At 49.4% G+C, this 13,933-nt stretch carries 10 protein-coding genes; 6 read left to right on the top strand and 4 right to left on the bottom strand.

Annotated elements, in window-relative coordinates; genetic code table 11:
* Positions 1-141 precede the first annotated feature (141 nt).
* Positions 142-936, bottom strand: coding sequence for a hypothetical protein (locus BLS44_RS03900; protein ID WP_143019651.1), 795 nt, complete (start codon positions 934-936; stop codon positions 142-144).
* Positions 937-1,065: 129 nt separating this feature from the next.
* A complete protein-coding gene (locus tag BLS44_RS03895) occupies positions 1,066-1,488 on the bottom strand; it encodes a single-stranded DNA-binding protein (RefSeq protein WP_090388739.1) in 423 nt (140 codons plus the stop codon).
* Between the two features lie 213 nt (positions 1,489-1,701).
* Between BLS44_RS03895 and mnmA the strand changes: the two genes are divergently transcribed.
* The 6 genes from mnmA (at position 1,702) to BLS44_RS03860 (ending at position 7,912) form a co-directional block, all read left to right on the top strand.
* Positions 1,702-2,820: a tRNA 2-thiouridine(34) synthase MnmA gene (mnmA, locus tag BLS44_RS03890; protein ID WP_090389156.1), complete on the top strand. Its 1,119-nt coding sequence runs from the start codon at positions 1,702-1,704 to the stop codon at positions 2,818-2,820.
* 22 nt (positions 2,821-2,842) lie between these two features.
* Positions 2,843-3,610, top strand: a complete 768-nt coding sequence (locus BLS44_RS03885; protein WP_090388738.1) for a hypothetical protein — start codon at positions 2,843-2,845, stop codon at positions 3,608-3,610.
* A gap of 113 nt (positions 3,611-3,723) precedes the next feature.
* On the top strand, positions 3,724-4,056 hold the full coding sequence (locus BLS44_RS03880) for a DMT family transporter (protein ID WP_090388737.1): 333 nt from the start codon (positions 3,724-3,726) through the stop codon (positions 4,054-4,056).
* 63 nt (positions 4,057-4,119) lie between these two features.
* A complete protein-coding gene (locus BLS44_RS03875) occupies positions 4,120-4,548 on the top strand; it encodes an NUDIX hydrolase (RefSeq protein ID WP_090388736.1) in 429 nt (142 codons plus the stop codon).
* 26 nt (positions 4,549-4,574) lie between these two features.
* On the top strand, positions 4,575-5,648 hold the full coding sequence (locus tag BLS44_RS03870) for a glycoside hydrolase family 18 protein (RefSeq protein ID WP_090388735.1): 1,074 nt from the start codon (positions 4,575-4,577) through the stop codon (positions 5,646-5,648).
* Positions 5,649-5,923: 275 nt separating this feature from the next.
* A complete protein-coding gene (locus BLS44_RS03860; protein WP_090388733.1) occupies positions 5,924-7,912 on the top strand; it encodes a M43 family zinc metalloprotease in 1,989 nt (662 codons plus the stop codon).
* 67 nt (positions 7,913-7,979) lie between these two features.
* On the opposite strand, the gene BLS44_RS03855 is transcribed toward BLS44_RS03860, so the two are convergent.
* Together BLS44_RS03855 and BLS44_RS03850 are read right to left on the bottom strand one after the other, a co-directional pair.
* The gene (locus BLS44_RS03855) at positions 7,980-10,793 is read right to left on the bottom strand and encodes a beta strand repeat-containing protein (RefSeq protein WP_090388732.1); all 2,814 of its coding nucleotides are present in this window, start codon (positions 10,791-10,793) and stop codon (positions 7,980-7,982) included.
* A 118-nt stretch (positions 10,794-10,911) separates the two neighbouring features.
* Positions 10,912-13,833, bottom strand: a complete 2,922-nt coding sequence (locus BLS44_RS03850) for a choice-of-anchor Q domain-containing protein (protein WP_090388731.1) — start codon at positions 13,831-13,833, stop codon at positions 10,912-10,914.
* Positions 13,834-13,933 lie beyond the last annotated feature (100 nt).

Here is a 13,933-nt window from a genome sequence, read left to right as displayed (position 1 = left end):
CATTCACTACGGAGGATTCTTCATTCCGTAACAACAGGCGCTTTATAGCGCTCACGGATTTCACGGATAGCCACAGAAAAGGGCTGCGGGTAGCCCCGGTGATACAGGTTAAAAATTTATTTGCGGGCTGTCCTTTCAAAATCATTCATGCACGTTCAGCTCTATTACTTCGGCAAGGTTTTTCATAAAGCCTGCATAGGCCTGCATATAATTTTCAATGCGGGGATAAGGGCGTGTGTTGAAGTATTCTTTTAACAACCCGTAAGCCTTTTCTGCATCCCGGCCGTCATAAAATAAAGCAGCAAACTGAGAGGCAGGATCAAAGTCTTTCAGGCCCATGCCACCATTATAATAGGAAAAGGGTAAATGAAATCTCCTGGTGTTAAAATAGTCGCTGTTGGAGTTATTGAGTACCTCGAGATAGAGCGCATCGTAGCGCAGGAGGCTGGTCAGCCTGGAGGCGATCTGCACCGGCGTTTCGGGCTGTTGCGGATGCTGCCGCCATTGGTTCAGCGAGGCATGTGCAAGGTCCTTTCCTTCATACCTTTCCGGATCAACCCGGTAGCAGGCCAGCAATGCATCTGCATGCGTTCTTTTATTGTCGATCCGCAGCGAAAGCGTCAGGATGCTATCTGATAAACTTACGATCTCAAACAGCTCTGCCCCTCCTTTGGTTTCGATCATATCCGGTGGCAACAGCTGCCAGGTCCGCTGCTGCTGTTTTCCCGTGCTATCTTCTGTGATAAACAGCCGGGGGCCTATGGTCAGCGCCGTTAACTCAAACCGGTTCCGCAACCGGCTGAGGGTATCCTGCAGTGGTTTCAACCGGTCCTCCGCAGCTTCGCGGGTACCTACTTTATAAACGACCCAGCTCCCCTGCAGCTTCTTTTCCGTTTGCCGGGGAGTACGTGCCTGAAGATCCCGGTCAGTATTCACCGCCGGGCCGCAACAGGTTAGCATGCATAAAATCCAAAAGCAGCAAATCAATCGCATCCTGCCTGGTCTTTACAGGTTAAAAAAAGGCCCCATTCTCAGGGGCCGGGCATTTCTGAATGATTCCTGAGTTTAAAACGGAAGGTCGTCCGCTGCGTCCTCAGCACCGGGCCCTGAAGGAGCCGGGCTTGCAGCGCCTGTATTATATCCGCCACCGGCAACCGGCACACCGCCTTCACCACGTCCGCCGAGCAACTGCACTTCCCGCACCCGTAATGACAATACAGCGCCATTGGTTCCGTCCGTGCGCGTAAAGCTTCTTACCTCCGGGTTTCCCTCGGCATACACCTGTTTTCCCTTGGTAAGGTATTGGGATATTGCAGTACGGTCCGTCCACCAGGCGCAATCCACCCAGGTGGTCTTTTCCTGGTTATTTCCCTGTGCATCGCGAAACCGTTCTGTATGGGCCACCGTAAAATTGATAACACTTTTCCCATTCACATTATTTACCACACAATCCCTTCCCAGGTTCCCGATAATCTGCATCTTTAACATAGTGCTCAAATTTTGATTTAGTAAAAATAATTCAGCAAGATAATATTTTCAGGCAGAACCACCTAAAATTTTACTAAATCATGATAATCCGTATAACCTATGATTTACAACGCTTTACCATCCTTTAACCCCCGTAAAAAAACAGGCAACAACACCGCTGCGGGCCGGGCTCCCCAATTGCCGAATCTTCATTTATCTTTGCAGATTATTATTATGAGCAAGAAAGGAAAAGTTTTGGTGGCAATGAGCGGTGGTATCGACAGTACAGTGGCAGCGCTGATGCTGAACGACCAGGGCTATGAAGTGATCGGCATTACCATGAAAACATGGGATTATACCGGCAGCGGCGGTGGAAAGAAAGAGACCGGCTGCTGCAATGTGGATAGTTTTAACGACGCCCGCATGGCGGCGGTTCAGCATGGATTCCCGCATTTTATTTTGGATATCCGCGAAGAATTTGGCGATTTTGTGGTGAATGATTTCGTGGAAGAATACCTTGCAGGACGCACGCCCAACCCCTGTGTGCTGTGCAATACCCATATTAAATGGAGGGCTTTGCTGAAAAGGGCCGATGCGCTGGGATGTGATTTTATTGCTACCGGTCATTACGCAAAAGTGCGCCGGCACGATAACGGCCGCTTTGTGATCAGTAAGGCGGTGGACCATACCAAGGATCAAAGCTATGTACTTTGGGGAGTGGACCAGGACCTGCTGGCCCGCACTATTCTGCCCCTGGGTGGTTTTCACAAAACAGAGATCCGGCAAATGGCTATGGATTACGGTTACCCGGAGCTGGCCAAAAAAAGCGAAAGCTATGAGATCTGCTTTGTTCCGGACAATGACTACCGCGGTTTTTTAAAAAGACGGGTTGAAGGTTTGGAAGAGCGCGTAAATGGTGGTAATTTCATTGACAAAAACGGAAAGGTGCTGGGCCAACATAAAGGGTATCCTTTTTATACGATCGGGCAGCGGAAGGGTCTTGATATCGCATTGGGGCGGCCGGTATTTGTAACAGAGATCAACCCGGATAACAATACAGTGGTTTTAGGCGATGAAGAAGACCTGGAAAAGAACGAGATGCTGGTAGGCCGGATCAACTATATCAAGTACGATGCAGTAACGCCCGGAATGGAAGCCACCACAAAGATCCGGTATAAAGACAGCGGAACCCTGTCCAACCTGTACATGGAAGGCGATGCTATAAAAGTGTCCTTTTACCAGGATGCCAAAGGGATTGCCCCCGGTCAAAGTGCAGTATTTTATGAAGGCGATGATGTGATCGGAGGGGGTATCATCCGCTCCGGCAGAAAGTTTCCCTTACCCGTTATCTGAAATACAACAACCTTAGCGCTCAATGAGTAAATTGTCTGATCTGCTGCTCCTGTTCACGGCTTTGCTGCTCTTTTCCTGCGGGGAAAAGAAGGCCGACTTTACACCTGCATCACAGGTGAAGGACTATTTTCCCGTACAGATAGGTAAATCTATTACCTACCGCATCGATTCAACAGTATTTGTGAAGAGCGGAAGCCAGATAGAAGTACACCAGTACCAGGTAAAGCACAGCATCGTGGATACCACCAGGGATAATCAGCAACGACTGACCTATATTGTACAACGCAGTATCCGCAATGCGGATGGCAGCGGCGGCTGGTCAAATAATGGCCGGTATTATATCACCCCTCTCGAAAACAGCGTGGAAGTTGTTGAAGACAATCTGCGTGTTGTAAAAATCGCCAACCCCGTACTTACCGGACGTTCGTGGAAAGGTAATGCCTTCCTGCCAATAGGCCCTTATGAAACAGCGTTTGGAACTCAGGCAGGCAAAGAGATGAATGCCTGGGAATTTACCTTCAAGAGCCAGGGCAATGAGTCTATTGAAGGGCAGCAATACAGCGATGTCTGGACCATAGAACAGTCGAACAGGATCATGAACCTCCCGCCCCCTGTTTCCAATCCCGGCTATGGCTCCATGGAGGTTTCGTCTGAAAAGTATTCAAGAGGGATCGGCCTGGTTTACCGCAATTACCAGATCTACGACTTTCAGCCGGGCTATGGCGATAACGGCTACCAGCCTACTTACGCCGGCTTTGGCATTACGATGTGGATGATCGATCATAATTAAAAGCCCGTCCGCCGGGCAACGACCTGTGCGGCATAAGCAAATACTTCAATCAACATTCCAACACCGGCGGATAGCCATTGAAACCGCGGCGTTCATCAGACAAACAGTATGCAATGAAAAATTATATCTTCCTGTTCCTCGCCATTGTCTTTGAAGCGATCGCCACATCCATGCTGAAAACTTCTGAACAGTTTACAAAACTGCTTCCCAGTATTATTACCATAGTTTGTTATGCCGGTGCTTTTTACTTCCTCAGCCTTACATTAAAAACAATACCCGTAGGCATTGCCTATGCCATATGGTCGGCCGTGGGGATCGTTCTGATCACACTTGTGGGAATGCTGGCGTTTAAGCAGATCCCCGACCTGCCTGCTATCATTGGTCTTTTGTTCATTATAGCCGGAGTAGTGATCATCAATATTTTTTCAAAGACCGCCGGGCGCTGACCGGGAGCTTGCAGCCCCTGCCTATTCCAGATCCTTTTGTATTATTGGAAACAGACAAAGATCATGCAAACAAAACAATTACAAACCGCAGGTTTAGTCGTATTACAGGATCAAAAAGTGCTCCTGGCCTACAGCAAAAATAAAAAAGCCTGGTACCTGCCGGGCGGCAAAATTGAAAACGGGGAAACCGCCTTTCTTTCCCTCAAAAGGGAGATCCGGGAAGAGCTGAACCTCGATATCCACACAGAAGACGTGACGTACTTTGGGTATATTACTGCCCCCGCCTACGGAGAGGCACCTCATATCATCATGGAGCAGGAATGCTTTCTTTATACGCTCGGGGAAACGGTGCAGCCCGGAAATGAGATCCTGGCAGTAGCCTATTTTGATGAGGAAACTTATAAAAAGGAACCGGCACAGGTTCCCGGCGTTTTACAATTATTTGCACAATTGAAACAGAACAGGCCGCATGATGCCGGCAGTTATGATTAATTTACACCTGAAAAAACGTTTGCCAATTGAAATCACAGATCCTCCTTTTGCTTCTTCTCCTGACAGGTACCGCGATCCGCGCCCAGCATCAGGACTATAAAGTGGTAGCCTATTATTCCGGCGACAGTGCTACCTTACAGCAGTATGATTTTAAGAAGATCACACACCTGATCTATGGTTTTGCACACCTCGACAGTACCGGCCGCCTGGCTGTATTCCGGCACAGGGACACCGCGGTTCTCCGAGCCTTTAAAACCGTAAAAAAGCAGTACCCGCATATCCGCACACTGATCGCCCTGGGAGGATGGGGCGGCTGCAAACCCTGCTCGGGAACATTTGGCCATGCAGACAGCACCACATTGTTCTCTGTTTCCGTAAAACAATTCCTGCAGACATTTGAACTGGATGGTATTGACCTGGACTGGGAATACCCGGCCCTGCCCGGTGTTCCGGGACACCCTTTTTCCCCGGCCGACCGGCCTCATTTTACCCGGCTGGTGCTCAGCCTCCGGAAGGAGCTGGGCAAACAAAAACTCGTAACCTTTGCGGCCGGAGGTTTCCAAAAATACCTGGACCAATCCGTTGAATGGGCGAAAGTTGAAAAGGCGGTCGATTTCGTTAACCTGATGACCTATGACCTGGTGCACGGCTATTCAGAACGTACCGGTCACCAGTCATCACTTTACTCCGCGCTGCCCGGAGAAGAATCTGTGGACCAGTGTGTACAATTCTTCAGATCCATCAAATTTCCGCTGCATAAGATCATTGTGGGTGTTCCGTTTTATATACGAAGTTTCCAGGTGAACACGACAGCCAATAACGGGCTTTTTCAGCCGGCCCGGTTCCTGTACATGCGTGGCTACCGGTTCAACACCGATTCCCTGACCACTGCAAACGGGTTTCAACGGTATTGGGACAACCAGGCCAGGGTGCCCTATTGGTTCAATTCCGCACGCGGGGTTTTTGTAACCGGCGATGATCCCGAATCGCTCCGGTACAAAACGGCCTATATACGGCAGCACAGTTTGGGTGGTATTATGTTCTGGGAGCTGTTCTACGATACCTTCCAGCGGGGACTGCTTGATCAGCTGCAGTTTTAAAACAGCCCGGCAGCCTTCCTCCGCTATCCGGGGTGCCCGCATCTGGCTATCCTGGGAAACCTGTACTTTAAGAGCTGCCGGCACCTGCACACAGGTCGTCAGCAGGGAACAAACCCGGCTCCTTCCTTTTTTGATTTTCCCCCCAGCCCCCGGCTACCGGTTCTGCAAAAAGAAAAATACCGGGTCAGTGTTTCACATAAGATAAATAACATTTATCTTTATTACTATTATTCAGCCCTTTACTAAATAAAAGCCCGGTACTTCCTTTTTCGATTATGAGCCCCAAACGATTCATCCTTTTTGCGTACCTGATACTCTCCGGTACAACAGTCAATGCACAAAACATTATCTGCGGTTTTGATGGTATCCAGCAGCGTTTAAAAAAGGACAACGGGTACGCGGAAAGAGCTGCGCTTGCGGAAAGCAGGATCCGGCAAAAAGTCACAGAGCTGGCCACATTTCGCAAAGCAATGCGGAACATGAGCATATCATCGGCCCCTCTTTATGAAATACCGGTAGTGGTCCATATCATTTACAGATCCGGGGACGCCAACCCCGGCGCCCCATCTAACCCGACCGATACACAGATACAGGCAGCCATCGACCGCCTAAATGCCAATTTCTCGGCAGCTCCGGGGTCAGGCAACGAAGGAGCCGGCACTCCTATAAAATTTGCGCTGGCAAAAAGGAGCCCCGGTTGCGGCAGTACTACCGGCATTGAACGGCTGAACGGAGGTACGCTGAATGACTATGATGCCAGCGGGATGTCCTATCCCGGGTCCGGTTCACCGGGAGCAGCGGAAACCGCTGTAAAAAACTTAAGCACCTGGCCGGAAAAACAATACTATAATATCTGGGTAGTATGGAAGATCAACGCCGTTACGCCCGGCTCCAGCTCTATTGCCGGATATGCCAGTTTACCTTATGCAGGGAACGACTATCATATTTACCCCGCCGAAGGCATGGTTATCCTGAGCCGGCATATGAACGATATGACCCCCACACTGACCCATGAAATGGGACATGCCTTTGGCCTGTTCCACACGTTTGAAGGTAGTGATGCCGGCTGCCCTGAAAATACAAATTGCAGCACAGACGGGGACCGGGTATGCGATACCGACCCCGTAAAAGACCTCTCGGGCCCCTGTCCTGCATCAACCGACATCAACCTCTGTACGAAGACGGCCTATGGCACCATTCAAAACAATCTTATGGGTTATGGATCCTGTCTGAACCGGTTCACGCAGGGACAAAGCGACCGGATGATGGCAGCGCTCCTGGCAATAAGAAGCGGACTGTTAACGTCACAGGCAACCATTCCGCCGCCCTCCATACCCGTAAAAGCCGCTGTGCAGGTACCGGTCAACATCCTGAGATCCACGAACACGAGCAATGCAGGTCCCTGTAACGTAACCCTGGGCAACATGTCTTATGTATCGTACGGCTATAACCAGGATGGCTACCGGTCTTATTCGGACAACAGCTGTACTATCGGGGAAGCACTCCATGTAGCCCCAGGCCAGGTCCTCAGCGTTACCACCCAAACCAACCCCCAGGCCTGTAAAGCCTGGATCGACTTTAATAATGACGGACAGTTCAATGATGATGAACTGGTATTAAACAGCCAGTCAGATGTCGCCGCCTATACGCATACAGCAACCATCCCGCCGGATCAGCTCAGCACCGCCGTAAAGAGCGTCCCGCTGCGGATGCGCGTCATGGCCGACCTTCTCGCCAACCCCGATTTCACTGCGGGCAGCCAGCTCCTATATGGACAAACCGAAGATTTCTGGGTAAGCATTGAAGAGGCGGCCCCTTTAGATATGCAGGAAATCAGCGCATTGCTGAAGAATAATACCCTGAAAGTGCAATGGAGCACCACCCATGAAGCCAACATCGGCCATTTTATTATTGAAGCCTCCGCCGACAGCCAAAACTTCATACCACTTACCCGGGTAGACAGCAAGGCAAAAGATGGTTTTTCTAACAGCCTTTTACAATACAGCGTTACCTTTGAGCGTAACGGGAAACTGGCTATGGGACTGGGCTTGCTGACGCTTTTATTTTCGCTGCGGTCTTTTGGACGTTATAAAAAAAGACGATGGTTGATAGCGCCCCTGGTCATTTGTCTGTTTATTACCTGTAACAAACAACCCGCAACAGAACCCCGGCAGGAAGAAACGATCCGGTTCATCCGCGTTACGGGGGTTGACAGGAATGGCATACAACAATACATCAAGGCGATAAAAATAGTAAACGGGTAGCGGCAATGCGACCGCAGTGTATAATAATATCCATCCTTTAAAGGCTGATGATCTGAATACTGAGATCTTACCCGTTCACCGCCTGTATTACTTTCGATACCCGTTCCGTACCGTTTTTATCCACCTGCACGATGCGTACGAACAGCCTGCCGTTATCGATATGTTTGAAAATATCCTGCTTACTGCAGGAGAAGGCCAGCATGCTTATTCCAAACATGGCTATTGCTGGAATATACCTGCGGCGGCGGCCGGTCATTGCACCCAATAGTAAAAACCCTGCGCCAAGACTTAGTCCCGTTAAAGGGATGGCGTTGCTGTAGTCCAGCCCGGTATTGCTGTTACCTCCGGCGGCCCTGCTCTGTACGGTTTGCACCGTCTTCCAGTTCCTCCCGTCCGGGGAAACCTGTACCAGGAAATGATCGTTATTCGCTTCACTCACCGTAGTCCAGCTTACCAGCAGCCGGCCGTCTTTTACCAGGGCACTGAACGCGCCAAAGGACACCGGCAATGCACCATCCCGGTACTCGAAAGCACCCGGATCAATCGCAGATCCGGCCAGCCTGGGGTTGCCGGCAAGGTCAGTTCCCCACGCAGCATCTCCCAAAGGAGGAAGCGGAGCGCCTCCGTTAATGATATTCCAGTAGTGTTGATTGCTACCTCCGTTAATGGCCTTGCTACCCGCTTTTAACGTATAGTCTCCCGCCAAGGGATTAACAAAAATATCGCCAGGAGTAACCGCTGTGGCGTCTATATTTCCATCGGCGGTGCTGTTGCTGCCTTCTATTAAAGAAAACTGCGCCGTGTACGCCGCGCCCGCAATGCTTCCATAAACAATGGAGTTATACAATGCAACAGATGCGTTGCGGTTGTATATTGCTTTACCCTGAAGTGCAGCATTGTTTCCCGCGATGGTGGTATTGGTTAAAACAGGAATTGCCTGATCATCATTATACATGCCGCCGGCGTCATTGTTAGAGCTGTTCCCCGTTATCAGCACATTCACCATACCGGGCGCCGGGGCAGTTTGATTAAAAACACCTCCCCCATAGTTCGCCTTATTGTTCATGATGGCAACATTGATCATAGAAGGAGCCGATGCCTTGTTGTAGATGCCGCCGCCATCCCACTGCGCCGAATTACCGGTAATCCTGATATGCTCCATCTTCGGTGAAGAATTTTTGTTGTAGGTACCTCCGCCGTAATTGGCTTTGTTATTGCTTATAACGAGGTTGACGAGTGTGGGCGATGCGTATTCGTTATATATTCCCCCGCCGGTTCCATTCTCTCCCGATTTCCCATTGGTGATGGTAAATCCGTCCAGAACAGCAGTATTGTTCATTGCTGTTGCTGCGTTGAAAACGTTCCAGATAACAGGTCTTGCCCCCTGCCCGTCCAGCACCGACCCCTGTGCCGGATGGGCCGGATCGGGCATAATGCGATGATCGCTCAATGTTTTAATATTATGCGCCGGATCAAAACCTCCGTAAACAGCCACATTGTTTTTCATAATAAAGGAGGCACTCCCTACATAGTAATGCCCCGCAGCTACAAAAACCTTTGCAACGCCTGCGGTATGAATGGCCGTATGCAAATCGGAGGTCGCATCATCCCAGCCGCTGCCGCTGCCGTTTCCGCTTGCGATGGGTTTTACATAAACAACTCCTGCTGTTGGCTCAACAGGTACATACTGACTTTCATAAGCCCCCATGTCTATCACGCCGGGGTTATTACCATTCTTCACCCTGGAATTTCCTGCTAAATCCAGCGCAGTTACAGTTAAATCAGGGAACAATGAATTGCTGCCGGCATCAATAGCCGGGGCAACAGATCTTAGTTGATAATTTCCGACATCTATAGTGTACCCCAAAATTGGACCAACAAAAATATCGCCTGCTGTAAAACCTGAAGCATTAATATTTCCATTGGTAAAATCGGTATTGCCCTGTATTATGGAATACCGGGCATTGTACGTTCCTGTAATACCCCCATAGACAATTGAGTTGCTAAAGCTGACCGTTCCTGAATTAATCGTCATAGCATTAGGAGCACCCCCATTTACTCCGGCGATATTATTATCGATAGTGGTATTGATAAATTGCGTAGTTCCTGTTCCGGTATTGTATATCCCGGCGCCTCCGTTATTAACATCGGTTTGATTTCCTACAACGAGTACGTTGATAAAAACCGGCGAAGCATTTATATTATAAACGGCACCACCCAGCCCGGTATTAGCACCATTAGTAAAAGCTACGCAATTGTTTATAATAACATCGGTAATAACAGGCGAAGAATTTGAATTGTAAATGCCTCCGCCCCTGGCCGCCATATTACCGGTTATCAGCAAATTCCTGAGTGTTGGCGATGCATTCTGATTGGAAATACCCCCGCCATAACCCAGATTCACACCGGCAGCTATGGTAAACCCGTCTAATACCGCCGAAGGGGTCAAACCCAAATCGCTGGTATTTTGAATAACCGGATAATTTTCGAATGTTTGTAGATTAAGGCCATTCAGAACAGAACCCGTATACGGCCAGTCAGTAACAGGGTTCCTGTTCGGCAAAATACGGGTGCTCCAATCAGTTACATTATTTGCGGGAACAAAACCGCCGTAGATCTCCACATTATTTTTCATTTTGAAAGAAGCATCGGCAGATGAAACAGTATAAGTTCCCACAGCTACAAATACTTTTTGCACGCCGGCGGCATTAATAGCCCCCTGTAAGCTGGAAGTAGCATTGCCCCAGCTGCTGCCGTTGCCTGTTCCATCGGCTTTTACATAAATAATGCCGTTACCATCGGGGGTTTGAGCCTGCAATAAGCTGCTAACCAATAGCAGGCATACAAAAATGCTTTTTTTGCACACAAAAAAAATCTTCATGTCTGATATTTAATTGTTGATCCGGGTCGAAAAGTCCGAAGCCGCTTAAAGATGTCCGATTTTGGATGTCTGATGTCTGAATGCATCCCAACCCTGTAACTTTAAACCCATTAGCATATTATTCCCGCACCGCCTGTATCACTTTCGATACCCGCTCCGTACCGTTTTTATCCACCTGCACGATGCGTACGAACAGCCTGCCGTTATCAATATGTTTGAAAATATCCTGCTTACTGCAGGAGAAGGCCAGCATGCTTATTCCAAACATGGCTATTGCTGGAATATACCTGCGGCGGCGGCCGGTCATTGCACCTAATAGTAAAAATCCTACACCAAGACTTAGTCCCGTTAAAGGGATGGCGTTGCTGTAGTCCAGCCCGGTATTGCTGTTACCACCCGGGGCCTTGCTCGTTACCGTTTGAACGGTTTTCCAGTTCTTACCATCGGCGGAAACCTGTATGAGAAAATGATCGTTGCCGGTTTCGCTTTCCGTACGCCAGTTTACGATCAGCTGACCATTCTTTAAAACCGCACTGAATCTTCCAAACAACACAGGAAGCGCTGCATCATATTCATAGGCCCCCATATCAATTACAGCCCCGGTAAGCCGTGCATTGCCGGCAAGGTCTTTGGTATCCTGGTCCAGACCGTCAAACAACGCGTTATTTCCTTTATCAATGACCGGCGCTGCGGACCTCAAGGTATAATCGCCCAGGCCCGGGCTGTTGAACATCTGCGCTTGTCCGATGCCCGCCGCGCTTATATTGCCATCATCCGTATTGTCAACGCCTTCGATGAATGAGTATTGGGCGGTATATTTACTTTTACCGTTGAATGTGCCAAAAACAATTGAGTTGATAAAGTGTATATTTCCGTCAACCGAATAAAAAGACGTTTCTCCAAAAGGCGTGTAATTACGGGCTATGGTGCAATTGATGAAGGTTGGGGTATTGGCGCCAGATGCAACGACCCCCTGTGTATTGTCGGCTACAAGCGTATTCAAAAATGTGGAGGCTGAATTGATATTTTCTACTCCGCCGCCAGCGTTAGCCGCTGTATTTTTTGTGATCAAGAGGTTCGTAAATGTTTGCGATCCGGTGGCATAATTGGTGATGCCGGCACCGTTTTGCGCCGAATAATTACCGGTTATTATTGCACCATTCATAACGGTAGTTGCGGAGGAGAAATTATGGATACCCCCACCCTGGTTCTTAGCCGAATCTTTTACAAAGGCCGTATTGGTGAGCACCGGTCCAGAGAAGAAGTTCAGCATTCCGCCTCCATTGTAGGCTGCATTGGCTCTGAAAACCACATTACTGATGGTTGGCGAGGCATAGCTGTTGCGCATGCCGCCACCGCCGTCATAAAGCCCTTCGATATTATTGTAGCCGCCTGTGATCGTAAAACCATCCAATACCGCCGTGCTGTTCATTTTGGTAGCGTCTGTAAATACATTCCAGATCACCGGGCGTTCCCGTTTGCCGTTAAGTATGGAGCCCGTAACACCTGAAGTGTCCATCATGATCCTGTTGTTTGCCAGTGTTTTTATATTGCGCCCGGGATCGAAGCCGCCATAAATGGCGACACCGTTCTTCATGATGAAGCTGTTGGGCGATGGCACATCGTAATTGCCTACAGCCACAAATACCTTCTGCACACCAATGGTATTGATGGCTCCCTGCAGATCACTGGTGGCGTCATCCCAGCTGGTACCATCCCCATTACCGGTAGCAACCGGTTTTACATATATAATAACCTCGGCGCCGGGTGTATAGGGACTCTCATAGGCTCCCATATCGATTACACCGGAGCCGGCATAATCAAATACTCTTACATAACCGGCAAGGTCTTTGGTGCCGGCATTCAGACCGGTAAACAGGTCATTGCTGCCTTTATTAACAGCAGGAGAAGTGCTTAATAACCGGTAATCCCCGTTTGCCGGGTTGGCGAACAAAGGGTTTGCGCCCACCAGATTTGTGGGATCTGCTGAACCATATACCTGCACTATGCTGTTCTTAAGTACCGTATTGGCTCCCTGTATATCCGCGCCGGGCGTGGTTGCACTGCCACCTGCAGTATTGGCCCATATAATGCTGTTGTAAATGCTTGCATAACCGGCCAAAACGTACACACCGCCTCCGGCGGCGGCGGCGTTATTGCTGATTGTTACATTGATCAGTTGTGGTACGGCCGCGCCGTAATTGGCAGTATAAATGCCGCCTCCCCTGCCCGATGCGGCTGTAGCACTGTTGGTGATGATCAGTGCGTTGGTAATGCGTACGCTTGTGGTTGCGGTCTGTCCGCTTTCGATGGCTATTCCGCCGCCATAAGAGGAAGTAGCCGTGTTGTTACGAACGATCAGCTCGCTTATGTCTGCGGCCGAATTGTAGGTATACAATCCGCCACACTGATTGCCGCTATTGCCATCAATAATGAGCCCGGTAATTTTAGGTGCACTGTTTTTTATATTCATTCCCCCTCCCTCGTACCGGGTGATGCCTTCCCCGTTAACAGTTAACAGGGAAGTACCGCTGGCATTTCCGCCGGTAATGGTAAACCCGCTCAATTCGGCCGTACCGGCCGCGCCCGCGACAATAACAACATGGTAAGCATTGTTGCTAAGGTTATTGTTGCCATCAATATCTCCGCTCAGCGTGGTAACTGCGATGCGGGGGTTCCGGGTGGCGAAAGTACCCATCTGGTTATCCGGATCAAAGCCGCCGTAAACTTTTACATTTTGAACCAGTACAAAGGAATTATCGCGGTCGGCCGGGTTTGCTCCACTCAGATTATTGGCCCGGTAGAGGGGCTTGTAAGTGCCTTTGGCCACCCATATCTCTTTAATATTTGTGTTGGTCTTTGCAGCTTTCAGCGCATCGGCCAGTTCCGAAGTGGGCGATGCCCAACCGCTGCCATTGCCCCCGGCATTCTTTTTCACATACACGATGCCATTGGCATCGGGTGTTTGAGCTGCTGCAAAAAAACGGAACAGGATCAACGAAGCAAGGAAGCATTTGCGCAAAATAGATGTATTGTTCATTTGAGAGGGAGTTGTTTTGTTGCCCTTCAAAATAAACCCGTGCAGCTCATTAATGCCCTAAACAGAGCGTCACAAAAACGTCACAACAAAAAATAAAACT

This window comes from Niabella drilacis (genome assembly GCF_900101395.1).
GTDB classification, from domain to species: Bacteria; Bacteroidota; Bacteroidia; order Chitinophagales; family Chitinophagaceae; genus Niabella; species Niabella drilacis.
Note: the sequence above shows the minus strand (reverse complement) of the source record. Positions and strands in the feature narration are given on the sequence as shown.